Raw genomic sequence first — 24503 nt, 5'->3', positions numbered from 1 at the left:
TTTGCCGTCATTTCACAATTAAATTGAGCAGGAGAAGCATGGTAACGCCCGGAATCCCGGCGGCTCCCGAAACGCCAATGGTCAGCGGGCTCAACGGCAGGCTGACACCGGTAAAGAAACCGGTAAAATTCACAGCCGCAAGGGCGCAGAGGCCCGTGATCACTCCTCCGGCGGCTCGCTGCACGGGTTTTGGCGCTTTCACAATCACCTGAATCAGTATTAAAAGCGCAAAAACACCGCACAGACTAAGCAAAACAACCATGTTGTTCGGCAATCTTACTCCCCCTATCCTTTGCAGGCAAGGGACGCGTTAATTCCTTTGAGCCTCGCCTGATTCAGTAAATACCGATAGCGGGAATTCAGCGATTCCCGCTGATAAATGCATGCCTCAATCAGATTTTCATCGTTTTCTAAGGCGAACCAGCTTTCGTTGCAGGCAATGAGACGGCATACTTCCTTGATTTCATCCATTATCCTGTCTTTATCTTCATTTTCCTGAGCGGCTGTGCAGTCTACACGCTGTACAAGCTTTAAGACAGATTCCATACTAACATTACCGCCTTTCGGTTAATTTTATGTTAGTAGGATGGTCATTTATTCCAAAAATTATACCAAACTTTCTATATTTACCCTTTTATTGTTGTTCTTTAGCTCCATTATCAGGAACAAAGTCGATTCTGCCGCTTGCAACGTCCGCCGCCGCAACCCGGATGGACAAAGGCTGCCCGATAGTAAGCTTGCGGCCGGTATTTTCATCGATTTGCGTAATCATTCCGTCAAACCGGAACTTTGCCCCTTCGAAGCTTTCCACCGAAACAAAGCCCTCAACGGAATTCGGCAGTTCGACGAATACGCCCCGCTGGGTCACCCCGCTGATAATGCCGTCATAGCAGTCGCCGATATGCTGTGTCACATACTCCGCCATATAGCAGCTTTCCGCGCTGCGTTCGGCCTGCATGGCACGCACTTCCGCTGCGGAAGATTCCGACGCCGCCGCGTTGGCAAACGCCTCGTACCGCCGAACCAGCTCTTCTTTGTTTTTGGTTTTTAACATAGCGGAAAGGATACGGTGAATCGCGGTATCCGGATATCGGCGGATTGGTGACGTAAAGTGACAGTAATCCGCAAGTGCAAGTCCAAAATGGCCGATCGGCGCGGTATCATAGCGTGCCTTTGCCATCGTCCGCAGCAACTGATGGGAAATCACCTTCTGCGCGGGCGTTCCGCTTGCCTGCTTCATAATATCGGCAAAGTCGGCAGTTTTCAGCTCGCCGTCCTTTTTCAGCCGCTGCGCATTCAGCCCAAGCGCGCCGACAAGCTGCACCAGATTCGCTACACGCTCCGGGTTCGGCTGTTCATGCACACGGTATACAAACGGAATGCCGCTTGCTCTGGCAAGCTTCGCGGCCGCCTGGTTGGCTGTAATCATCAGCTGCTCAATCATCTGTTCCGACTCGCCCGTTTCGCGCGGCTCCACGTTAATACAGACGCCCTCTTCATTGAGCGTGAATTTGGATTCGGTACTGTCCAAGTCTACCGTACCGTTTTGAATGGAACGCGCTTTTAAAATATCGGCCAGTTCCCTGGCTGCGTTTAGGGAACGAATCACCGGAGCGTATTTTTTACGCAATTGTGCGTCGGCGGTTTTATCGAATAACTGATTTACTTCCGAATAAACCCCGCGTACTTTGGAATTAATAACGCTCTTTTTAAATTGATAGGATAAAATCGCGCCCTGCTTATCCAGCTCGATGATCGCGGAAAAAGTCAGTTTATCCTCCCCCGCATTCAGGGAACATACCCCGTTGGAAAGCTCCTTGGGAAGCATGGGAATGACGCGGTCGGCAAAATAGACAGACGTGCCCCGCTCCATCGCCTCGGCGTCGAGCGCGCCGCCTTCTTTTACATAATGGCTCACATCGGCGATATGAACGCCAAGTTTGTAGCCGTTTTTCGTCCTGCTTACAGAAATCGCGTCGTCCAGATCCTTCGCATCCGCGCCGTCAATGGTGCAGATGCTTGTTTTCCTTAAATCCAGTCTCCCTTTTAAATCCTGTTCCGTAACGGTCTGGCCGGAAATCCGCCGCGCTTCTTCAAGAACCTCTTCGGAGAAACGGGTCTTGATCCCGTTTTGGTCAATGATCGCGTCCGCGCAGATTTTTGCGCTTCCCGAATTGCCGTAAACCTTGACAACCCGGGCGGATAACAGAGAAGTGCGAGGGGTTCGGTGTATTTCCGCCTGAACCTTGTCCCCGTTCCTGATATTCCTCGCAGAATCCTTTTCCACCGGTATATGGTACCGTATCGCGCCGTCCGGAATCAATTCGCACAATCCCGAGCCGCGGCACAGCGTGCCTGTAATCATGCGGCTGCTCTTTTCCGAAATCAAATGCACGTCGGCGCTCGGCCCTTTTTCGCTTTCTTTCACGTTCTTCAATACAACCGTGTCGCCGATAAAGGCCCTATTTAAGTGATTCACGTGAATAAACAAGTCTTCGCCGCCGTCCTCCGGGCGCGCAAAAGCAAAACCTTTCGATAAAGATACAATCTTTGCCTTTACGGTTTTCTTTTCCTCCGCAGGGCGGATCCGGTGCTTTTTGTTAACCGAAACCGCTCCTTCGTTTTTCAATTGATTCAGGGCGTTGTAGAAGCTCTTCGTATCTTTCACTTTCAGCTTTTTAATCATCCCCCGGGAAGTAATGCTTTGCGGGTAATGTTGTAAATATTCCAGTATCTTGCTCTTTAAGTCCTCTGTCATTTTTCTTCCACCTCAAGCGAACCGTATTGTCATACAGTCCTGTCCGTTTCTTCTTATATAAGAAAAGCCCCGCACTTAGCGGGGCTTTAGGCATTTTATTACTTAAAATACATGTAAGCGTTTACGCCAATTACAAGTAAGAAAAAACCAATCGCAATCACTTTTGTCCATCTGGCAAGGAACGAATCCACAGAACGGGCTTTATTCTTTGAAAGGAATGTGTCCGCACCGCCTGTAATTGCTCCAAGCTGCTGCTGATGCCCTTCCTGAAGAAGAACGATTACTGTAATTGCAACTGAAAATATTAATAAAATAACTCCGAATACGATTTCAACGACTGTCATAGCGCACCTCCGAAAATACTACATAACAACTTAATTTATAGTATCACATAATACGCTTCATTGCAAGCATATTTTATGTGAAACCGTAAGATTTATGCATATTGGTTGAACGATCGGGTAATCTATTTACGGACCTGCCGAAGTGTTTGCGTTTGCTGCTTTGACAGGACCCGCTGCTGGATTGCTATTGGCTTTTCAGCGGCGTTTTATTTTTTTACCCGTCACTTTTTATAATTTTAACTGTTCGCCCGCTGTTTCTTCCGCGGCGGGAAGGGAACCGGCTGCCGGGATATTTTTACGGTACCGGTTCGGATTTACCAGCATATCCTCCCGGTAACGCTCCGCTTTCAGCAGCCGGCTGCCTTTCCGGAGCGTCATCGCGGCAACGCCCTGCGTGCTGCGCGTGGTTTTGCTTTGAATGGCCCCGGAGTGTACCAAAAGGATACGGCCCTGCAGGGACGTCAGGAGGAATTCGCAGTCTTCCTCTGCATATTCGATTGCCACAACCGGAGACTTGTCGCTGTAGGCATTTAAAAGCTTGCGGCGGTTGGTTTTGGTCGCATACGCGGACATATCCACCTTGGCGATCTTTCCGTTTTCAAAGAAGAACAGGACGTAGCCGTTGTATTCATGGGTTACCGCCATATAAACCGCGTTTTCCCCTTCGTCCATCGCAAGCTTCGCCGGAATATAATCCCCCAGAACGCTTGCCTTGGTGTCGCCAAAATCGCTGGCCTTCGCCTTATAGACCTGGCAGCGGTCGGTAAAGAACAGCAGGTCGGCGGTATTGGTGTCTTCGATATGCTGGGTAACCTCGTCGTCTTCCTTCAGCTTCTGCTCTCCGCTCATGCGCAGGGACTGCGGGGTAATTTTCTTAAAATACCCTTCCTTTGTGAAGAACAGATTTACAGGATAATCCGGTATATCCTCTTCTTCGGAATATTCTTCGATTTCATTCTGATAAATGATCATCGTTTTGCGCGGCTGGCCGTATTTCCTGGCGATCTCGCCCAGTTCCGAGATAATCACGTTTTTCACTTTGGACTTACTGTCCAGAATAGCCTGTAAATTGGCGATTTCTTTTTCAAGCTGGCTGATTTCTTCCGTGCGTTTCAGAATATATTCCCGGTTCAAATGACGAAGCTTGATTTCCGCTACATATTCCGCCTGCACCTCGTCGATACCGAAGCCGATCATCAGGTTCGGCACAACCTCCGCTTCCTCTTCCGTTTTGCGGACGATTGCAACCGCTTTGTCGATATCGAGCAGGATCGCCTGCAAACCCTTGAGCAAATGCAGTTTTTCCTTTTTCTTCGTTAAATCGTAGAAAGTCCTGCGGCGAACGCATTCAATGCGGAACGCCGTCCATTCTTCCAGCAGCTCGCGCACGCCCATTACGCGCGGCGAACCGCCTACAAGCACGTTGAAATTGCAGGAAAAGCTGTCCTCCAGCGGAGTAAGCTTGAACAGGCGCTGCATGAGCTTGTCCGGTTCCGTACCGCGCTTGAGGTCGATCGTGATTTTCAGTCCGCTGAGTCCCGTTTCGTCGCGGATATCGGAAATCTCTTTAATTTTTCCCTGTTTGACAAGGTCGACGATTTTCTCCACGATCGCTTCCACCGTGGTTGTCGGCGGAATCTGTGTGATATCAAGGCAGTTCGCGCTTTTATCGTAGGAATAACGGGAACGGATACGCACGCTGCCGCGCCCGGTACGGTAAATTTCGTCCATCGTTCCGTGATCGTAAATCAGCTGACCGCCGCCGGGAAAATCCGGCGCTAAAAGCGTTGAGGCGATTTCATGCTCCGGATCGCGCATCAGGGCAATGGTCGTCTGGCATACCTCGTTTAAATTGAAGGGACAGATGGAGCTTGCCATTCCGACGGCGATTCCCGTGTTGGCGTTCACCAAAACCGACGGAAAGGCGGCCGGCAAAAGGGTCGGCTCCTTTAAGGTATTATCATAATTGTCTACAAAATCAACGGTGTCCTTATCAATATCGCGAAAAAGTTCCTCGCAGATGTTGTCCAGCCGCGCTTCCGTGTAACGGGAGGCCGCCCAGGCCATATCGCGGGAATAAAATTTACCGAAGTTTCCCTTCGAATCCACATACGGATGCAAAAGCGCTTCGTATCCACGGCTCAAACGCACCATGGTATCGTAAATAGCGGAATCACTGTGCGGATTCAGCTTCATGGTCTGGCCTACGATATTGGCGCTTTTGGTTCGCGCGGAGCCTAAAAGCCCCATTTTGTACATGGTAAACAACAATTTGCGGTGGGACGGCTTAAAGCCGTCAATCTCCGGAATCGCACGGGACAGAATTACGCTCATCGCATACGGCATATAGTTTGTTTCCAGCGTATCCGTAATTTTCTGCTCTACTACCGCTCCCGCGCCTTCAATTACGCCGCGTGCCCGCGGAGCGCCCGGCTGTTCTGTTCTTTTTTTCGGCATCCTCTATATACACCCACATTCATTCTATTTTTCCGTATTCAAACTAACTGACATCCGCCGTGTCAATATAACAGTATCCGTTTTCTGCGATAAAATCCTTCCGGCCGCTCAGATTGTCGCCCAATAGCAAATCAAATACTTCGCTTGTGCGCAGCGCGTCGGTGGGCATAACCTTAATCAGGCGCCGCGTGGCAGGGTTCATCGTGGTTAAATTCATCATATCCGGTTCATTTTCGCCAAGTCCCTTGGAACGCTGAACCGTAAACCGCTTGGTTCCCAGCTTCTGGATTACCTCTTCCTTTTCCCGTTCGGTATAGGCAAAATAGGTCTCATCCTTGGAAGCAATTTCAAACAGAGGGGATTCGGCAATAAACACCTTACCCTGCTCAATCAGCGTAGGCGTCAGGCGATAAAGCATGGTTAAAAGCAGGGTTCGTATCTGGAACCCGTCCACGTCGGCATCGGTGCACAGAATGATTTTATTCCAGCGCAGAAGCGACATATCAAAGGAAGAAAGATCCTTATTTGCCTTTGACTTAACCTGTACGCCGCAGCCCAGCACCTTAATCAGATCCGTTATAATATCATTTTTAAAGATTTTATCGTAGTCGGCTTTCAGGCAGTTCAAAATCTTGCCGCGAATCGGCATAATGGCCTGAAAATTCGCATCACGCGCCTGTTTGCACGCGCCGAGAGCCGAATCGCCCTCCACAATGAAAATTTCCCGCTCGTTCACGTCGCGGGTACGGCAGTCCACAAATTTCGCGACGCGGTTCGTGATATCCATATTGCTGGTAAGCTTTTTCTTGATGTTCAGGCGCGTTTTTTCCGCATCCTCGCGGCTGCGCTTGTTAATCAGCACCTGTGCCGCAATCTTGTCCGCGTCCGCGGGGTTTTCAATAAAATAGACTTCCAGCTGATGGCGGAGCATTTCCGTCATTGCTTCCTGAATACCCTTGTTCGTAATCGCTTTTTTGGTCTGGTTCTCATACGAGGTACGGTTGGAAAAAGAGGAAATGACAAGAATCAGGCAGTCCTCTATATCGGGGAAAGTGATTTTGCTCTCGTTTTTATTGTACTTTCCCGTCTGCTTCAAATACGAATCAATCTGATAAACAAACGCGTTGCGCACCGCTTTATCCGGCGCGCCGCCGTGTTCCAGCCAGCTGGAGTTATGGTAATATTCAATTAATTTGTTCCGGTTGGAAAACGCCACCGCTACATTGATTTTCGTCTTATATTCCGGCTTGTCCGCACGGTCGCGAACCTTCTTTTCCGTTTGCCAGAACTGCACCGGGGTCAGGCTTTCCTCGCCGGCGGCTTCCTTTACGTGGTCGACAATCCCCTGCTGGTAAAGGAATTCGGTTTCCTCGAATTTTCCTCCCGCCTGGCTGCGGAATAAAAAGCTGATGCCGTCATTGACGATCGCCTGCCGCTTGATAACATCAAGGTAATATTCAACCGGGACGTTAATGTCGGTAAACACCTGTATATCCGGTTTCCAGTGAATAATCGAACCGGTATCCTTTTTCGTATACGGCTCCTTGTGCAGTCCTCCCACATTTTCACCGTGCTCAAAGTGAAGGGTGTAACGGAATCCGTCGCGCCGAACCTCTACATCCATGTATTCGGAGGCATACTGCGTAGAGCAAAGCCCCAGCCCATTTAAGCCAAGGGAATACTCATAGCTCTCATCGGAAGCGTTGTTGTATTTTCCGCCTGCGTAAAGTTCGCAGAACGCCAGCTCCCAGTTATACCGCTGTTCTTTTTGGTTGAAATCGACCGGGCATCCCCGGCCGTGATCCTCCACCTGAACCGAATTGTCGCTGAAGCGGGTAATGACAATCTGCTTGCCGTACCCTTCGCGCGCCTCGTCTATGGAGTTGGACAGTATTTCAAAGATGGAATGTTCACAGCCCTCAATGCCGTCCGAGCCAAAGATAACCGCCGGGCGGCGGCGCACACGATCGGCGCCTTTCAGGGATGAAATGCTTTCATTTCCATATTCCACTTTTTTCTTCATTCATTATTCGCTCCTAATTGCATTATCGAATTTCCACTCCGCCAAACACCGAAGTGTATTTTATGGTAAGAAGCGGAAGCGACGTGTCGTTCGGACGCTGCGCAGAACACTGGCAGCCGCCCAGAAACGGCATTCCGCTGACGTGGATTCTACAGTTTTCCGGCGCAAGAATCTTTATTCCTCCGAAAATCGCGTTGGTCTCGATCATTGCGCCGTCAACCGGAACAGCGCCGCGCAGGTCGAGGGTCACACCGCCGAAAATCGCACTGACGCTTCCGCCGCAAAGGGTCGTTGAGTTATTGGAAACATCTACCGAACCGAAAACCGCTGTGTATTCAACCGAGTTGCTGGTGTCGCTTGCTCCGTGGACGCCTTCCAGAATAACCGGCGCAGACGGAGCCCGGCGCCTTTTAAAGGAACCGAAAATCAGTTCCAGGCCAATGAGAAGAAGGATTACAACAAGAAGAATGGTATCGGATATCGCTTTGGGAATCCAATGCTGGGCGCTTGCCAGCATCCATCCGCCGATCAATACCATGCAGAAGCTTCCAAGATTAAAGCCGCAGCTTATCAGCCCTGCAATCCCCGGAACGATCAGGAAAAACGTCCACCAGCCGCTGAAATTCGTGATTGACCACCACCCGGCAGAGTTGCCGAGCAGTAGGATTGCCGTCAGAATGAATAGGATTCCAAATAGAAACCGGGTTATGTTCTTTTTCATGTATAAAGCCCCTTATGTTCTTATAGTAAACAACATCAAAAAGGGGAAATGCAGTAACATTCCCCCTAATGATTATTCTTCTGAAGGATTGGCCGGCTGCACGTCTCCGGATGGTTCGGCCGGAAGTTCGGTCTGCTGTTCTTCCATCACAGCTTTGAACTGCTCGCCGCTCATCTTTTCATTTTGATAAAGGTACTTGGCGACCTCATGCAGTTTATCCATATGCTCTTTTAGAATACTTTCCGTACGGTTGTAAGCCGTTATCATCAGATTCCGGATTTCCTGATCAATCGCGGAAGCGGTTGTTTCGGAATAATTCCGGATGTGACCCATGTCGCGGCCAAGGAACGGCTCTCCGTCGTCCTGCCCGTAAGTAATCGGGCCGAGCGCGTCCGTCATGCCGTATTTGGTAACCATGCCGCGGGCCAGTTTCGTTGCGCGCTCGATATCATTCGAAGCACCGGTCGAAATATCGTCCAGCGTAAGCGCTTCCGCCACACGTCCGCCCAGCAGGCCGATGAGGTCTTCCTGCATCTCTCTGCGGGTTCTGTAGGAACGATCCTCGGTGGGAAGATGCATCGTGTAACCGCCTGCCATGCCGCGCGGGATGATGGAAATCTGATGGACGGGGTCCTGCGTGGGACAGAAATAAGCCGCAACCGCATGGCCGCCTTCATGATAGGCGGTAAGCGTTTTCTCTTTTTCGGTCATGACGTGGCTCTTCTTTTCCGTACCGACGACAACCTTAATCGTGGCCTCTTCAATTTCCGACATGGTAATCGCTTTCAGGCTCTTTCTGGCTGCCAGAAGCGCCGCTTCATTTAAGAGGTTCTCCAAATCCGCTCCGGTAAAACCGGCGGTGGATTTCGCGATGGTTTTCAGCTCGACGTCCGGTGCAATCGGCTTACCGCGGGCATGTACCTTTAAAATTTCCTCACGGCCTTTAATATCCGGATAACCGACCATGACCTGACGGTCAAAACGGCCCGGACGCATTAAAGCGGGGTCAAGGATATCCGGGCGGTTGGTTGCGGCAATCATAATGACGCCTTCGTTCGCGCCGAAACCGTCCATTTCAACGAGCAGCTGGTTCAGCGTCTGTTCGCGCTCGTCGTGCCCGCCGCCGAGCCCGGCGCCGCGCTGACGGCCAACCGCGTCAATTTCATCAATAAAGATGATGCAGGGGGAATTTTTCTTCGCCTGTTCGAACAGGTCGCGCACACGGGACGCACCGACGCCGACGAACATTTCCACAAAGTCGGAACCGGAAATCGAGAAGAACGGCACGCCCGCTTCTCCCGCCACGGCTCTGGCCAGCAAGGTTTTACCGGTACCCGGAGGGCCTACGAGCAGCACGCCTTTGGGGATACGCGCGCCAAGCTCGTTGTATTTTTTCGGGTTTTTCAAAAACTCAACAATTTCGCGCAGCTCTTCCTTTTCCTCGTCCGCGCCGGCAACGTCGGCAAAGGTGGTTTTGCGCTTTTCATCGGCCATCTGCTTGATTTTCGCCTTGCCGAAGTTCATCTGCTTGCCTGCGTCGCCCATGCTGGAGTTCAGACGCTTCATCATGAACCACCAGAACAGAACCATGATGCCTAAAGTGACAAGCATCGGAAGCATGCTGGCCAGCCACGAGGTTTCCGCCGGATGCTTCAGGTTGTAAACCATGGGGCTGTCCGGATGATCTCTGTCATACTGCTCGAGAAACGGCTTGACATCCCTGTAAAGCAGCTCTGCATTCGGAGCCACATAGGAAATCTGCGTTTTATCCTTGAGCTTGATGATCATTTCGCCGCTGCCCATATCCATAGAGAATTCCGTAACCTGCCCATTTTTGAAATCATGCAGGATATCGGAATAATTAAAGGTCTTTTGGGGGCGGCTTCCATAAATCATCGCGATCAGGATAAACAGCAATATGGGAACCCCGATAAACAAAGCTATATTTTTAAGCGTTTTCTTATTATCCAAATGAAGTTCACTCCTTACTTGGGCTGCTTCTTACTTCCAATTTATTTTTGGTAAACCTCTGGTTTCAAAATGCCGACAAACGGAAGATTTCTATATTTTTCTGCATAATCAAGGCCGTAACCGACGATGAATTCATCCGGAACGACAGTTCCTGCGTAATCCGCTTTAAGGTTCACCGTACGCCTGTCCGGTTTGTCAAACAGCGTACAGACCTTGATGCTTTTCGGAGAACGGGATTGCAGCAGCTCGAGTATGTAGCTTAAGGTTAAACCGCTGTCGAGTATATCCTCAACGACCAAAAGGTCGTAACCTTCCAAATTGATGTCCAAATCCTTTACGATTTTTACCACTCCGGAAGTTTTGGTACCGGAGCCATAGCTTGAAACGGACATGAAATCAATGCTGCATGGAATGGTGATCGCGCGCATCAAATCGGCCATAAATACCACCGAGCCTTTCAGCACGCTGACCATCAGAAGGTTCTTGTCTTTATAATCCTCACTGATGCGCTTACCGATCGACTGTACGATTTCAGCGAGCTTTTCTTCGCTGAATAAAACCGATTGAATGTCATTTCTCATGTTCAGAACTCCTTAATTTTAATTTCCGCTATATTCTGCGTATTTTCATCCACACAGGCATCCTGCGCGGCACCAAAGTTCTCTATCCAAATAATTTTTCCGCCGCTTTCAAGCATCGCCAGATTCCCGCGAAGCATCGGCGCAATTTTCGCTTCATTGAAAAGCTTTTTCAGGCTTTTGGAAACACCGCGGCCAAAAGGGCGAAAAACATCGCCGCGGCGTCTGTTTCGAACCGAGGTAATACTAGATATTGTATCATAGTTAATGAAATTATTAAATAACAAATTATTAAATTTACGGCGTTTTTCGAATTCTTGTCGGGAAAGTCTGTTTACGGTGAGTTTTCTGCCGTCCGGCAGAACGGTTTCCGGTATCCTAAGCGGTACGCACCACGCAGAATCCGCCGTTTTCTCATCGGGATCGGTAATAAAAAGAGTATTGCCCTGTGCGGAGCATTGTATTCCTCCGGCTACGGTAACCGAACCGGCTCCTGAACGGACAATTTCCGTGACCGCCTCAATATGTCCGCCCGCCAGCCGCGCGGGGCTTTTCTTTTTGATAGCGGCGAAAACCGCACGGTTCAGAATCGCATCCGGCAGGGAATTTAAAACGGACAGCCGGTAGCCGTGGGGGCAGACCGCCTCTTTCAGTTTTTTCTCCGCAAGGGAGCACAGGCAGTCTTCATCTTCTTTCAGATGCGCTGTCATGGAGAAAACCGCCGATTCAAAGGCAGGGTTAATTTCCCGCAGAACCGGGATTACCCCCAGGCGGATTTTGTTGCGCGTATAATCCTCAGAAAAATTGGTGCTGTCCGTTACATAATCCAACCGATAATAAGCGCAGTAGGCTTCCACCTCCGCTCTTGTAACAGCGATAAGCGGGCGGATAATATTCCCGCGAACGGCGGGAATTCCGCAGAGGCCGCGCGCGCCCGCGCCTTTCACCAGATTGAGAAGCACAGTTTCCGCACTGTCGGAAAGCGAGTGGGCGGTGGCAATTTTCGTATTCTCTTCGCAAAGGCTGCGAAAATAACGGTATCGTACATTCCGGCCGCACTCTTCCAGGCCTTCGGATTTTTCCGCGGCCAGAGCGCGCACGTCCGCATGAAGAATTTTTAATTCCATCTTGTTTTTGCGGCACCATTCCGTAACAAACTGCTCGTCGCGGTCTGCTTCCGCGCCGCGCAGTCCATGGTTAATATGTGCCGCCTGAATCGGAATATGACGTTCGGCGGTGTATTTTAAAAGAAAATGAGCAAGCGCGATAGAATCCGCGCCGCCGGAAAGCCCCACCACTACGGAGCATCCCTGCGGAAGCATGTTCCAATCGACGATTGCTCTTTCGATCTTTTTCTCAATCTTCTGAATCTGATCATTCACTGCGGACTACCTCCTGTGCGGTAAAACGCATGAATTCACCCTGCCAGTGCAGCGGAACGGTCTTTGTTTCGCCGTGGCGGTTTTTTGCAATAATACATTCGCCGCTGTTCCTGTCCGCGTTTTCATTCGGCGTTTCCCCGTCCTGATAATAATCCTCACGGTACAGAAATAAAACGATATCGGCATCCTGTTCAATGGAACCGGAATCGCGCAGATCGGACAAAACCGGGCGATGGTTGGTACGTTTCTCACTGTCACGGGCAAGCTGGGAAAGCATAAGAACCGGTACGTTCAGTTCTTTCGCCATGATTTTCATATTTCGCGTAATTTTGGAAATTTCCTGCACACGGTTGTCTATTTTCCCGGAAGCGCTCATTAACTGCAAATAGTCGACGACCACCAGATCGACATCTTTCAGACGGCGGATTTTTGCCTTCATTTCCCCTACGGTAATCGACGGGTTATCGTCAAAATACATTTGGGTTTTGGAAAGGATATCGCCCGCCTCTACGATACGCACCCATTCATCTTCGCTCAGCTTGCCGGTGCGCAGCTTTGTGCCGCCGACCATGGCTTCGGTGGAAAGCAAGCGCGAAGCAAGCTGCTCCTTGCTCATTTCCAGCGAGAAAAAGGCGATCTTTTTATTGGCCTTGATCGCCGCGTGCCGGGCAATATTTAAAGCAAAGCTGGTTTTTCCCATACCGGGGCGCGCGCCGAGCAGAATAAAGTCGGAACGGTTCAGGCCGGTAATCGTTTCATCCAGTTCAGCGATCCCCGTCGGCACGCCTTTGTATAAATCGGCATCGGGGGAATTCAGAAGATCCAGCCGGTCAAAAGTCTGCACAATGATTTCGTCGATGCGCTGCAGCCCCTGCATATTTTTTCCGCGGCGGATGTCGAAAATCCGCTGCTCCGCGGAATCCAGGAGGGTAGCGGCGTCCACCGTTCCCTCCGACGCTTCTTCAATGATATCGCGCGAAGTCGTGATTAAGGTGCGTACATCGTATTTATCGCGCACGATACGCGCGTATGACTCCACATTGGAAATAGACGGTACAAGCTGCGCAAGCTGAAGCAGATAGGTCTTCCCGGCCGCTTCGTCAAAGCTTGCGTTTTCCTTCAGTTTTTCCAGAACGGTAACAAAGTCCACCGGCTGTCCCGCTGTGAACATCTCCAGCATCGTGCCGTAAATCAAACTGTTATTCGTTTGGTAAAAATATTCCGGGCGCGGCAGAATTTCCGCTACCCGGTCAAGGCAGGAGGAATCCAAAAGCACGGCGCCTAAAACGGACTGCTCCGCTTCGGGGCTGAACGGAAGGTTCAACGCGCTGTATCCGCCCATTACCGTTTCATTCATGCTTGTCCCTCCCTTCTCATTTGAAAGCTTACTCTTTTTCGCTTACAACCGCAAAAACTTTGGCTGAAATTCCGCTGTAAAGCTTTACTTCACATTCATAAGTTCCAAAGGCCTTGATATCGCCGTTCAGAACAATTTTACGCTTGTCAACATTCACTTTATACTGGCGTTTCAATTCCTCGGCAATTTCCTTCGCGGTAACGGAGCCGAATAAGCGGCCGCCCTGCCCCGCTTTTGCAAACAGCTTTACGCTTTTTTCATGAATGGTATCGGCGGTTTTCTGCGCGGCTTCCTTTTCGGTTTTTATTTTAAAGGCTTTCGCATCCGCCGCATTTTTCAGTTCATTCAATGCCTGCGCATTTGCTTCTTTTGCAAGTTTGCGCGGGAAAAGGTAATTTCGGGCGTAACCGTCACTCACGTTGATCAACTCTCCTTTTTTACCGCTTCCTTTAATATCATCGAGCAATACGACTTTCATTGGTATTCCCTCCATTAGTATAGTAAGTTTATTGAACGGCTTTCGCCATGGTATCCTGAATCACGGAGATAAGCTTCTCGCGGGCCTGCTGAACCGTCATATCGGAAAGCTGCGCGCCCGCCATTGTCAGGTGGCCGCCGCCGCCCAGCGCCTCCATGATGAGCTGAACATTGATATCGCCCAGCGAACGGGCGGATACGTTCACAACGTTTCCCGTCGGAAAAAGGACAAACGACGCGTTTACTCCTTGAATAGATAAGAGTTCGTCCGCCGCCTGCGCCGAGGTGATACGGATATCCGGGAATTCCCGGTCGGCGGAGGCAATCGCACAGTCGTTTAAAATCTCCGCGCCGGAAACAATTTGATATTTTGCTTTATAGGTGTCGATCGTATCGGAAAACATGCGCTTTACTTCCACCGTATCCGCACCGCGCCGGCGCAGATACGCGGCCGCTTCAAAGGTGCGTACACCGGTTTTCAGCACAAAATTCTTGGTATCCAGCATAATGCCGGACAAAAGCCCTTCGGCTTCCGCCTGCCCCAGCGTATTGTCGCCGATATACTGCACAAGCTCGGCAACCATTTCCGAAGTGGAACTTGCGTAGGGCTCGTGATAAAAGACCAGCGCATTTTCAACGTGCTTGACCATCATTCGGTGATGATCGATAATCACCACGCGGGGAACCGCGCTTAAAAGTTCCGCGCTTTCCACAAAATCCTGCGAATGCGTGTCAACGACAATCAGCATGGTTTTGGGGTTCACCATCGTCATGGCGTCCATCGGGGAAATAAAGATTTTCTGCCCGGTGGCTTCCATGGAGGAGATCAGCGGAGACGCAAGGGACTGCGATCGGTTTAAAACCACAAAAGCCGGTTTTTTCAACGCTTTCGTTATCGCGCTCCAAAGGCCGACGGAAGCGCCCACGCTGTCCAGATCGGAATATTTATGCCCCATGATTAAAACATTGTCGCTGTTTTTGATATGGTCGGAAAGGGTGGCGGCAATAACGCGGGTGCGTACTTTGTCGCGTTTTTCCACCCCTTTGGAAAGGCCGCCGAAGAACTCATATGTATCGTCCTTTTGTTTGACGGCCACCTGGTCGCCGCCGCGGCCCAAAGCCATGTCGAGCGCTTTGCGCGCCCATTCCTCCGCTTCCTTCAGGGAATCGGCGCCGCGGCCGACGCCGACGGAAACCGTTGCGCTGCGGCGTTCCCCCGCCTTGATGCCGCGGACCGTATCAAGGATTTGAAAGCGTTTACTCATTGCTTCCCGCACACAGGCTTCATCCGTCAGGATAAGATACCGCCCGCCGCTCAGCCTTTTGAGAAAACCGTTCATATTCTGCGCCCAATCGATCAAAGCGCCCTCAACCTCCGAAGCAATACGGGTATCTTCGCTGCCGCTGGAATCGCGGGCAAGCTCCTCCCGATTGTCGAAGCAGGCGATCATGACAACCGGCCGCTGTTCGATATACTCGCGATTGATTACCTTATAATACGTATCGTCTATAAAATACAGGATACTGCCGCACTCGGTTTTCGCGGCAAACACCGTGAAATTCCGATCGCCGACGGCAATGTCGGTTCCGCTGTCTCCCATAATTTGATTGACGGTTTTGGGGTAAATAAATTTTAAAATATTTTCGCCCCTGCATTCGTGTTTCGCCCCGACTTTGGCGGTAAACGCACTGTTCACCCAGATGATGTCGCCCGCTTCCCCTACCACCGCCACCGGCATGGTAAAGTCCATTAATGCGCGGTATTGGTCCCCGGAAAGAATTTTCTGGGCGCTTTTCATCGCGGTAGACACATGCGCCTTAAACTGCTCCGTTAAAAGCATGACCGCAATGACGGAACAAACCGCGAGCGTTCCTTCAATGTAGAACAAGATCGGGTTGTAAAAATAACTGATACAGGCCATGATGAGCATAACAGCGGTAATTACGAAAAACACCGGTGATGATACCCATACTTTTCTTTTCAAAACGATTACCCCTTTTGGTGCTTAAACTTCCATTATAATCGGCAGAATCATCGGATTGCGCTTTGTCCGGTCATAAAGCATGCGGGAAAGTTCGTCCTTAATTCTGGTTTTGAGCGTTCCCCAGTCGTGGATATTGTTTCCGGCGCAATTCTCCAGAACGGAATTGACCAGTTCCTTTGCTTCCTCAATCAGCGGCTCCGATTCACGCACATAGACAAATCCGCGCGAAACCACATCCGGGCCGGAAATAACGCGGCCGTCGTCCTGCGCGATTGTACAGACTACAACAATCAGCCCGTCTTCCGCAAGATGTTTGCGGTCGCGAAGAACAATGCTGCCCACATCGCCGACCCCAAGGCCGTCGACCAGCACACGGCCAGCCGGAACGGAGGGGAGCTTTTTCATGTAATCCTCGTTCAATTCCAATACGTCGCCGATGTCGCCGATATATACTTCCGAAGCGGTTTTGCCCAGCGCGTAGGCCAGTCCGGCATGCTTGCGCAGGTGTTTCTGCTCACCGTGCACCGGGATAAAATATTTGGGTTTCGTAATTCCCTGCATCAGTTTCAGTTCTTCCTGGCAGGCGTGACCGGAAACATGCACTTCGTACATGGACTCATACACCACTTCACAGCCGCGTTTCATCAGCTCGTCGATTACCGTGCCGACCGTTTTTTCGTTGCCCGGAATCGGTCGTGCCGAAATAATGATGAAATCGCCGGGGCCTACTTCCACCTTGCGGTGGTCGGCAAAGGCCATACGCGTCAGGGCGCTCATCGGCTCCCCCTGGCTGCCCGTTGTAACCAGAACAATTTTTTCCTTCGGGTAACGGTTAATCAAATCCAGATCGATTAAAACGCCGTCCGGAACATTCAGATAGCCCATTTCCACGCCGATGCCCATCACGTTGAGCATGCTGCGGCCGGAAAGCGCAACCTTCCGCCCGTATTTGACCGCGCAGTTGATAATCTGCTGAACGCGGCTGATATTGGAAGCAAAAGTCGCTATAATGATTCGGCTGTTTTCCGCCCGCTTAAAAAGGCGTTCAAAGGAATCGTTGACCTTACTTTCGGTCATCGTGTAACCCGGTCGTTCGGCATTGGTAGAATCCGCAAAAAGGGCGAGAACGCCTTGCTGTCCCAGTTGCGCGAAGCGGGCAAGGTCGATCATTTCCCCTTGCGCGGGCGTGCAGTCAATTTTAAAGTCGCCGGTATGCACCACCGTGCCCGCCGGGGAATGAATCGCAAGGCCGACCGCATCCGGTATGGAGTGGTTCACATGAATGAACTCCACATTCAGGCAGCCGAGTTTTACCTGCCCGCCGGGGTGAACCACACTCAGTTTTGCTTTTCCCTGCAAACCATGCTCTTTCAGCTTGCCTTCCACAAGGCCAAGCGTCAGCGGCGTACCGTAAACCGGTACGTTGATCTTCTTTAACAGATAAGGGATTGCGCCGATATGATCCTCGTGACCATGGGTCAGCACAATACCGCGTATTTTCTCTGCGTTGCGTTCCACAAAAGTGAAATCCGGCAGAACCAGATCGACCCCAAGCATATCGCCGTCGGGGAAGGCCATACCGCAGTCCACAATGACCATATCGTTTTCGCATTCAAACAGCGTAAAGTTTTTTCCGATCTCATTTAAACCGCCCAGAAAATAGACCCGAATGGAAGGCTTTTGCTGACCGTTCTTCCCCCGTTTGCTTTGCTGGCGCGGCGTCTGCTTTCTCGGACGCGTCTGTTTCGGCTGGCCGGGCTGGGCCTCTGTTTTCGGGGCTTTTGTTTTGCCCAGCTGTGCCATCACCTGCGGCGCCTTCAACTGCTGCGACTGTTTTTGCGGCTGGCGGCGCGGTTTGCGCTGCTTCGGAGCGGGTGCCGGTTCGCTAACCTCCACCGTACCGCCCCCAATTACCTGATCCGCAGGTTTTTGCGCCTTGCTTTTCGCAGCCGTTTCCGTTCTATGCCCCTGTTTTTTGGGAAGCACAACCTTCTGATAAAGCGAAGAGTGGCCCTCACCGGCAGCGCCAACGTGCAGTTTCCCTGAATTTTCGGAATCTGCGGATTTTGTTTGATTTTTTTCCGTCACAAAATAACCTCCATTGTTAATCAGGGTACAACCAATAAAAGTCCGCCGGCAAACGGTGCCGAAGCGGGCATAGGCGTATCCATATAAAATTGTTGCATCCTTTCGCACTGCGCGGGCAGCTGCAAAAGAGAATTGTGTTAACCGCACAGCAATGCGGTTCAAATATATTTAATGTCTAAATATAATGCTTCTTAAAAATAAATCCGGACACAAATATTGTTATCATTGTACCTTGATTCCCATTTGCTGTCAAGATACCGCATCTTTGACCGGCAAATTATATTATTGCCCGAAAAGAACCCGCTAAACGGAAAATTGCGTTGTTTGTAAAAAGCTCCCATGCTATAATAAAATTTATAAGTTTGGAAAAATTAAGGATGATGAAAATGAAGCGTGTTGAAATATTCACGGATGGCGCATGCAGCGGGAACCCCGGTCCCGGCGGTTTCGGCGCCATACTGCGTTATAACGGCGTTGAAAAAGAGATCAGCGGCGGCGAAGCCGGCACGACCAACAACCGTATGGAATTAAGCGGCGTGATCGAGGCGCTTCGCCTATTAAAAGAGCCATGCGAAGTGATTCTTTGCAGCGACTCAAAATATGTCTGCGACGCGATCACCAAGGGCTGGGCCAAAAGCTGGCGGAAAAACGGGTGGCGCAAAGCCGACAAAAAGCCCGCGCTGAACGCGGATTTATGGGAAACCCTTCTTCCGCTTTTAGAGAAGCACAAGGTCACGGTGAACTGGGTAAAGGGACATGCGGGCCACCCGGAAAACGAGCGCTGCGACCGTCTGGCCGTTGCCGCAATTGAAAAATTTCGGTAAGTTTAGAATTGCCTATTGAAATATACACTAAAATGGTGTATATTAAAAACGCAGGAAATCTGCAATTGAAAATAGACAAGTAAAGGTGATAAACATGGGACGTTTTATTTACGCGGACAACGCCGCTACCACTCCTGTTTCAAAAGCCGTCTTAGAGGCGATGGAGCCTTTCTATACGCAATATTATGGAAACCCTTCCAGTCTTTATTCGGTTGGTCGGGAAGCCAAAAAACCGCTTGAGCTGGCGCGTGAAAAAGTCGCTCAATGCCTTGGGGCAAAGCCGAACGAAATATTCTTTACTTCCGGCGGAAGCGAAAGCGATAACTGGGCGATCAAAGGCGTAGCCCATGAGCAGGCCAAAAAAGGCAAGAAGCATATTATTACTTCAAAATTTGAGCACCATGCCGTCCTGCATTCCTGCGAAACGCTGGAAAAGGAAGGCTTTGAAGTTACCTACCTCGACGTACATCACGACGGTCTGATAAGGCCCGAGGAACTCGAAGCGGCGATCCGCGAGGATACCGCGCTCGTTACCATTATGTACGCGAACAACGAAATCGGAACCATTCAGCCGATTCCGGAAATCGGCGCGATCTGCAAAAAGCACGGCGTTCTTTTCCATACCGACGCGGTTCAGGCAGTCGGACATGTTCCTATTAACGTAAAAGAGCAAAATATTGATTTGCTTTCCCTCTCCGGACATAAATTCCACGCTCCCAAAGGCGTCGGAGCAATCTATATCCGCAACGGCGTGCGGTGCCCGAATCTGATCGACGGCGGCGCGCAGGAACGCGGGCGCAGGGCCGGTACGGAAAACGTTGCCGGAATTGTCGGCCTGAGCGTTGCACTTGAGGAAGCATGCAAAAACATCGACGCAAATACGGAGCGCCTGACAAAAATGCGCGACCGCCTGATCGACGGTTTACTGAAAATTGAACGTTCCCGCCTGAACGGCGACCGGGTAAAGCGTCTGCCCGGCAATATCAATATGTGCTTTGAAGGCATTGAGGGCGAATCCCTGCTTCTCAGCCTCGATCTGCAGGGCGTCTGCGCATCTTCCGGTTCCGCCTGCACTTCCGGCTCGCTTGACCCGAGCCATGTACTGCTCGCAATCGGGCTTCCGCATGAAATCGCCCACGGATCGCTCCGAATTACCTTCAGCGATCAAAATACAGAGGAAGACGTCGACTATATTCTTGAGATACTCCCCAAAATCGTCGACCGCCTTCGTTCCATGTCTCCTCTTTGGGAGGAAATTATTACAGGTCAGAAGAAATATTAAAGAAAATTTCGATATAAGAGAGGTAATCGATCATGGCCTACAGTGAAAAAGTAATGGATCATTTTGCCAACCCGCGCAACGTTGGGGAAATCCCGGACGCAGACGGTGTCGGCGAAGTCGGAAACCCGAAATGCGGCGATATCATGCGCATGTACATTAAGGTCGACGGCGACGTTATCACCGACGTTAAGTTTAAAACATTCGGCTGCGGCGCCGCAATCGCAACCAGCTCCATGGCCACTGAACTGATTAAGGGCAAGAAAATTGAAGATGCTTTAAAGCTTACCAACAAAGCGGTAATGGAAGCACTGGACGGTCTGCCGCCGGTTAAGGTGCATTGCTCCGTATTGGCGGAGCAGGCGATCAAATCCGCTGTTGCGGATTATTACAAGAAGAAGGGAATTGACCCTGCGCCGATCGTCGGTGATATTCCGGAATGTGAATCCTGTGCCTGTGAGTTATAAGATATATTGGAAGAGGGAATGTCCGTCAGCCGGACATTCCCTCTTTTTATCCGTAACGTAATCTTTATGCAGCTCTCATCAAAAATCCTCTTTGCATATTTTTCCTGGACATTCTGTGTGTTATAATTTACGTTCATTTGGATGGAAGGATTGGCGGATAGGCCCTGCGGGCCATGCATCATGAAGAATCTATGCCACCTGATTACAGTATCCCATCTTTTCTCTTTTCGTTTAGCAATCCTGTATTTTGCTGCATAAAATGGCTCAGGAGGCGGTTTTATTGTACTCTGATCCACAATTTGGTCAACTGCAAAATATAGTGAATCGTCCGCCGGAAGCGCAGGCTCTCCTAAAAGGCGGTCCGAATTTTCCGAATATAAACGGCATTGTTTTCTTGTACCAGTTAAGTACCGGTGTTTTATTAATGGCGGAAGTGCAGGGTCTGCCCCAAGGCACGGCAGCCTGTGCATCGAACGTATTTGGGTTCCATATTCACGAAGGGAACTCCTGTACCGGGAATGCCCAGGATCCCTTTGCAAACGCAGGCGCACACTTCAATCCCCATAATTGTCCGCACCCTGCGCATGCCGGTGATTTGCCGCCGTTATTCGGAAACAAGGGCTACGCTTTTCTGGCGTTTTTTACAGACCGATTCGCTGTCAGTGAAGTGATAGGACGTACCATAATCGTGCATATGCTTCCGGATGATTTTACAACCCAGCCATCCGGAAATTCCGGAGCGAAAATAGCCTGCGGTCAAATCACTTATACCGGAAGATAAACTTGCAGGGAATCATCACAAAATACGGCTCCGGCATTACTGTTGGAGCCGTTTTTCCATTTAGCATTTTGCCGGATTTGTGAATACAATATAGAAATAAATTGTACTGGAGATAAGGCCATGGAAATGAATGAATACAATTGCTCGAATCCGAATAAAATCCATATTCCAAGCAGGATGAAATCCAAATTTGAGAAACCAAAAGAGGCAAAGACCGACCTGATTCAGAAATTTAAAAGCGATCCGGATTCCTTTTTTTCGTCGATTATCCCGCCTGTTAAACCAAAATAAAAAGGATGTTTCAGGATTACCGCCCATTACGGGCGGTTTTTTCAGCGTACGGGCCAAATCCGTGGCAAAACGGAATTTCCTCCGCCTTTTCGGTATGGAGGATTTATTATAATCAAATTGCCGGCGCATAGTGACAGGTAATTTTAAAACTCATATTATGTAATATCACCGACGAAAGGACAGATTAAATGAATAGAGATAACCGCAACAGCAACAATCGTTGCCGGCCCGAACGCCGCCAAGATAATAATAGAACAGAAAATCGCCAAATTGAAAGCACTGCCAACAGTAATAGTAACAGCAACAGCAACAGCAACAGCAACAGTAGCAGTAGCAGTAGCAGTAGCAGTAGCGGTAACAGCAATCGCAATAATAATAACAGGCGCCGCCCCGGATGCCGCGGAGGCAAATAAAAATAACGGCGCTCGCCTTTTAACGGGCGCCATTATTTTTGCTCGGTGTCTGTAGTTAAGCAGGATGCTACACCTATTTAACTCTAATCCTAAACTCTCCAATTGACAAGCCGCCTTTCCGATTCATATTATGTTATTGCCCCACTGTCCGAAAGGAGGCGATTCATGATGTGTTGCTGGAATAATTGCCGGCGTTGCTGCCGATGGAGAGGGTGCCGTTGCCGCTGCCGTCGTTGGTGGTGGTAAATAAATAAAACGGAATCAGCATCTTACCGTTTGGCAGGATGCTGATTCTTTATTTTGTGCCGATATTCCAATCATCCGTATCCAATCCGAATTGCTGCTAGATCGTTATGGTCGCTTTCCTGCTCATGTCAGAAGGCTGATCCAGAGTTTTTGCGGCCACCTTAACTGATTCCGTTTTATGATTTCTTTTTTTACATAATAGCAGATTTTTAAGAAATAATAGTAAAAATCAAATAATCTAAGGAGTCTGACTATGGGAGTTGTAAATATGAACAACAAAAACCAAACCTGCATTGACGAATGTAACAAATGTGCGCAGGCATGTCTTGAATGCATGAAGATGTGCCTTGAGGAGCCCGACGTAGCAAATCGGAAAAAATGTATTGCAAAGCTGCACGAGTGTGCCTGTATTTGTAAAGAGGCCGCCTCATTCATGATTACGGATTCTTGTCATGCAATCGATTTGTGCAAACTTTGTGCCACTATTTGTGAGGAATGCGCACAGGAATGTAAAACCTTTAAAGACGACCATTGCGCCAAATGCGCTGCTGAATGCCAAAAATGTGCGCAAGAATGCAAGTCCATGCAATAGTTTACGGCGGAATAACCGCCTACATATGATCAACTTTTACAAGTTCATGAAAGGGCCGACACATTGTCTCGAATGGTTTTGCCTGGTTGGTGCGCCATCCACATTGAAATTTTATGCAGCCCCAATGCTCCTCTCTTCATTTGTGCCTTTATATCAAGATTTTCTCTCATCCCTTCCTTCTTTCATTTCCAAGACTTACATTTGCAAAACAGTTACAAATTTGTTACTATTTAACCATCCCAAGAAGATAAATACAAAGGAGGTTGCTGATATGTGCTGCGCTCAGATGTTGAATTATATTTATAAGTGCTTTGGATGCTGCCATTTCTGTGGTTAAAACCGAATAAGTGTCCATACATGCGGCTCTTGCTTTACGGTAGGAGCCGCCATTTTCTGTTTTAGGCATACCAATCGCTCATATTGGCAACTCTTTGTCAATGGCCATAATATAGTACAACACTTTTAAAGGAGTTGTACTATATGAGTTTAAACCATTATACGAATTCGCCTGACTGTGACCACAATGAATGTGATGACCATGATCATCACGACGATTGCGACAACAGGGGCTGCGATAAAGACAGCGCTAAAGCATTAAAACGAATTCTTGAATTACTGGACGATCTCAATGATAAGGATTTACGCTTGCTCGACGACATTATTGACCGGCTTTTATGCAGCCAAAAATGTTAAGCATTCCGCGTCTGATTCTTCCTACCGCCCTGTAACAGGGGCGGTTCTTTATAGCGCACAGACGTTAGTTGATAACTGATTTCAATCGCGGCTATTTCCTTTAAACAATTGATATTCTTCAGCATTATAAATGCCCACTTGATAACTTATTTTGCAGCTGACAAAGCACAATTTCTGCCGTTTGCGCAACCGTATCCTGCATATATTCAATCTCTTTCAAAAGGAGCAGCTTAAAGCTACTTCTTTCACTTTTCCGTTTTTGGTTTACCTCTATATAAAGCCGATTTTTCTCGCTAAAATAGCATAAGAAAAAACGTATCAAACAGCTAGTTTAGCTGTTTGATACGTTTTTTCATGGTGGGCCATCAAGGACTCGAACCTTGGACCGACCGGTTATGAGCCGGTTGCTCTAACCAACTGAGCTAATGGCCCGGAAAAAAAGCTGCCGCCGCTAATTTAATAACGGCGGCTGAGCTTTGCTGGCTCCCCAAGTTGGACTCGAACCAACGACCCTGCGGTTAACAGCCGCATGCTCTACCGGCTGAGCTATTGAGGAATATTAATGTTGGCGCCTACCTATTGTTCCGGGCCGTTGCCAGCCAAGTATCTTCGGCATGGATGAGCTTAACTTCCGTGTTCGGGATGGGAACGGGTGGACCCTCATCATCATCAGTACCAACTCTATATTTCACACATTGCTGTGCAAATATCTATGAAAATCAATTAGCAATTTGGTGACCCGTGGGAGAATCGAACTCCCGTTATCGGCGTGAGAG

General features: G+C 49.5%; 23 protein-coding genes, 2 tRNA genes and 1 rRNA gene. 7 read left to right on the top strand and 19 right to left on the bottom strand.

Annotated features, from left to right (window positions below):
* Positions 1 to 7: 7 nt before the first annotated feature.
* From OUY18_RS09710 to OUY18_RS09645, 14 genes are all read right to left on the bottom strand, one after another.
* Entirely contained in the window at positions 8 to 274 is a 267-nt protein-coding gene (locus OUY18_RS09710; protein WP_268058582.1) for a pro-sigmaK processing inhibitor BofA family protein, read from the bottom strand.
* A gap of 11 nt (positions 275 to 285) precedes the next feature.
* Complete coding sequence (locus OUY18_RS09705) at positions 286 to 546, bottom strand: DUF2508 family protein (RefSeq protein ID WP_268058581.1); 261 nt, start codon at positions 544 to 546, stop codon at positions 286 to 288.
* 88 nt (positions 547 to 634) lie between these two features.
* A complete protein-coding gene (gene rnr / locus OUY18_RS09700; protein WP_268058580.1) occupies positions 635 to 2758 on the bottom strand; it encodes a ribonuclease R in 2124 nt (707 codons plus the stop codon).
* A gap of 98 nt (positions 2759 to 2856) precedes the next feature.
* Positions 2857 to 3102 (bottom strand): preprotein translocase subunit SecG, encoded by a 246-nt coding sequence (gene secG, locus OUY18_RS09695; RefSeq protein ID WP_268058579.1) that lies wholly within the window; start codon positions 3100 to 3102, stop codon positions 2857 to 2859.
* Between the two features lie 228 nt (positions 3103 to 3330).
* A complete protein-coding gene (locus tag OUY18_RS09690; protein WP_268058578.1) occupies positions 3331 to 5559 on the bottom strand; it encodes a DNA gyrase/topoisomerase IV subunit A in 2229 nt (742 codons plus the stop codon).
* A 43-nt stretch (positions 5560 to 5602) separates the two neighbouring features.
* A complete protein-coding gene (locus tag OUY18_RS09685; protein WP_268058577.1) occupies positions 5603 to 7582 on the bottom strand; it encodes a DNA gyrase/topoisomerase IV subunit B in 1980 nt (659 codons plus the stop codon).
* A gap of 22 nt (positions 7583 to 7604) precedes the next feature.
* Positions 7605 to 8303 (bottom strand): LiaF transmembrane domain-containing protein, encoded by a 699-nt coding sequence (locus tag OUY18_RS09680; protein ID WP_268058576.1) that lies wholly within the window; start codon positions 8301 to 8303, stop codon positions 7605 to 7607.
* 72 nt (positions 8304 to 8375) lie between these two features.
* Positions 8376 to 10274 (bottom strand): ATP-dependent zinc metalloprotease FtsH, encoded by a 1899-nt coding sequence (ftsH, locus tag OUY18_RS09675; protein ID WP_268058575.1) that lies wholly within the window; start codon positions 10272 to 10274, stop codon positions 8376 to 8378.
* 41 nt (positions 10275 to 10315) lie between these two features.
* Positions 10316 to 10855, bottom strand: a complete 540-nt coding sequence (gene hpt / locus OUY18_RS09670) for a hypoxanthine phosphoribosyltransferase (protein ID WP_268058574.1) — start codon at positions 10853 to 10855, stop codon at positions 10316 to 10318.
* A gap of 2 nt (positions 10856 to 10857) precedes the next feature.
* Positions 10858 to 12234 (bottom strand): tRNA lysidine(34) synthetase TilS, encoded by a 1377-nt coding sequence (tilS, locus tag OUY18_RS09665; RefSeq protein WP_268058573.1) that lies wholly within the window; start codon positions 12232 to 12234, stop codon positions 10858 to 10860.
* Positions 12227 to 13591, bottom strand: coding sequence for a replicative DNA helicase (gene dnaB, locus OUY18_RS09660; RefSeq protein ID WP_268058572.1), 1365 nt, complete (start codon positions 13589 to 13591; stop codon positions 12227 to 12229). The genes tilS and dnaB overlap by 8 nt, the downstream gene beginning before the upstream one ends.
* Positions 13592 to 13619: 28 nt before the next feature.
* Positions 13620 to 14069 carry a 50S ribosomal protein L9 gene (gene rplI / locus OUY18_RS09655; protein ID WP_268058571.1) on the bottom strand — a complete coding sequence of 150 codons (450 nt, stop codon included), beginning with the start codon at positions 14067 to 14069 and terminating at the stop codon, positions 13620 to 13622.
* Positions 14070 to 14097: 28 nt separating this feature from the next.
* Positions 14098 to 16053: a DHH family phosphoesterase gene (locus OUY18_RS09650; RefSeq protein WP_268058570.1), complete on the bottom strand. Its 1956-nt coding sequence runs from the start codon at positions 16051 to 16053 to the stop codon at positions 14098 to 14100.
* Positions 16054 to 16074: 21 nt separating this feature from the next.
* On the bottom strand, positions 16075 to 17856 hold the full coding sequence (locus OUY18_RS09645; RefSeq protein ID WP_268058691.1) for a ribonuclease J: 1782 nt from the start codon (positions 17854 to 17856) through the stop codon (positions 16075 to 16077).
* Positions 17857 to 18527: 671 nt separating this feature from the next.
* Here OUY18_RS09645 and rnhA point away from each other — a divergent pair.
* From rnhA to OUY18_RS09620, 5 genes are all read left to right on the top strand, one after another.
* The gene (rnhA, locus tag OUY18_RS09640; protein WP_268058569.1) at positions 18528 to 18965 is read left to right on the top strand and encodes a ribonuclease HI; all 438 of its coding nucleotides are present in this window, start codon (positions 18528 to 18530) and stop codon (positions 18963 to 18965) included.
* Between the two features lie 94 nt (positions 18966 to 19059).
* Positions 19060 to 20247, top strand: a complete 1188-nt coding sequence (gene nifS, locus OUY18_RS09635) for a cysteine desulfurase NifS (protein WP_268058568.1) — start codon at positions 19060 to 19062, stop codon at positions 20245 to 20247.
* Between the two features lie 32 nt (positions 20248 to 20279).
* Positions 20280 to 20711: a Fe-S cluster assembly scaffold protein NifU gene (nifU, locus tag OUY18_RS09630; protein ID WP_268058567.1), complete on the top strand. Its 432-nt coding sequence runs from the start codon at positions 20280 to 20282 to the stop codon at positions 20709 to 20711.
* A 247-nt stretch (positions 20712 to 20958) separates the two neighbouring features.
* Positions 20959 to 21492 carry a superoxide dismutase family protein gene (locus tag OUY18_RS09625; RefSeq protein ID WP_268058566.1) on the top strand — a complete coding sequence of 178 codons (534 nt, stop codon included), beginning with the start codon at positions 20959 to 20961 and terminating at the stop codon, positions 21490 to 21492.
* A gap of 120 nt (positions 21493 to 21612) precedes the next feature.
* Entirely contained in the window at positions 21613 to 21783 is a 171-nt protein-coding gene (locus OUY18_RS09620; RefSeq protein WP_268058565.1) for a hypothetical protein, read from the top strand.
* A gap of 155 nt (positions 21784 to 21938) precedes the next feature.
* Here the strand turns inward: OUY18_RS09620 and OUY18_RS09615 are convergent, their stop codons facing one another.
* Positions 21939 to 22298: a hypothetical protein gene (locus OUY18_RS09615; RefSeq protein WP_268058563.1), complete on the bottom strand. Its 360-nt coding sequence runs from the start codon at positions 22296 to 22298 to the stop codon at positions 21939 to 21941.
* Between the two features lie 397 nt (positions 22299 to 22695).
* Here OUY18_RS09615 and OUY18_RS09610 point away from each other — a divergent pair, with 397 nt between their 5' ends.
* Entirely contained in the window at positions 22696 to 23034 is a 339-nt protein-coding gene (locus OUY18_RS09610; RefSeq protein WP_268058562.1) for a four-helix bundle copper-binding protein, read from the top strand.
* A 226-nt stretch (positions 23035 to 23260) separates the two neighbouring features.
* Here OUY18_RS09610 and OUY18_RS09605 read toward each other — a convergent pair whose 3' ends face one another.
* Entirely contained in the window at positions 23261 to 23440 is a 180-nt protein-coding gene (locus OUY18_RS09605) for a hypothetical protein (RefSeq protein WP_268058561.1), read from the bottom strand.
* A 74-nt stretch (positions 23441 to 23514) separates the two neighbouring features.
* Between OUY18_RS09605 and OUY18_RS09600 the strand changes: the two genes are divergently transcribed.
* Positions 23515 to 23727, top strand: a complete 213-nt coding sequence (locus OUY18_RS09600; RefSeq protein WP_268058560.1) for a hypothetical protein — start codon at positions 23515 to 23517, stop codon at positions 23725 to 23727.
* 355 nt (positions 23728 to 24082) lie between these two features.
* Here the strand turns inward: OUY18_RS09600 and OUY18_RS09595 are convergent.
* From OUY18_RS09595 to rrf, 3 genes are all read right to left on the bottom strand, one after another.
* Positions 24083 to 24159 (bottom strand) — tRNA-Ile (locus OUY18_RS09595).
* A 48-nt stretch (positions 24160 to 24207) separates the two neighbouring features.
* Positions 24208 to 24283: transfer RNA gene (locus tag OUY18_RS09590), tRNA-Asn, on the bottom strand.
* A 7-nt stretch (positions 24284 to 24290) separates the two neighbouring features.
* Positions 24291 to 24407: ribosomal RNA gene (gene rrf, locus OUY18_RS09585) — 5S ribosomal RNA — on the bottom strand.
* Between the last annotated feature and the right edge of the window lie 96 nt (positions 24408 to 24503).

Source organism: Caproiciproducens galactitolivorans (assembly GCF_026672255.1).
GTDB lineage: Bacteria > Bacillota > Clostridia > Oscillospirales > Acutalibacteraceae > Caproiciproducens > Caproiciproducens galactitolivorans_A.
The sequence above is the reverse complement of the archived record's forward strand: the minus strand, read 5'-3'. Positions and strand labels throughout refer to the sequence as shown.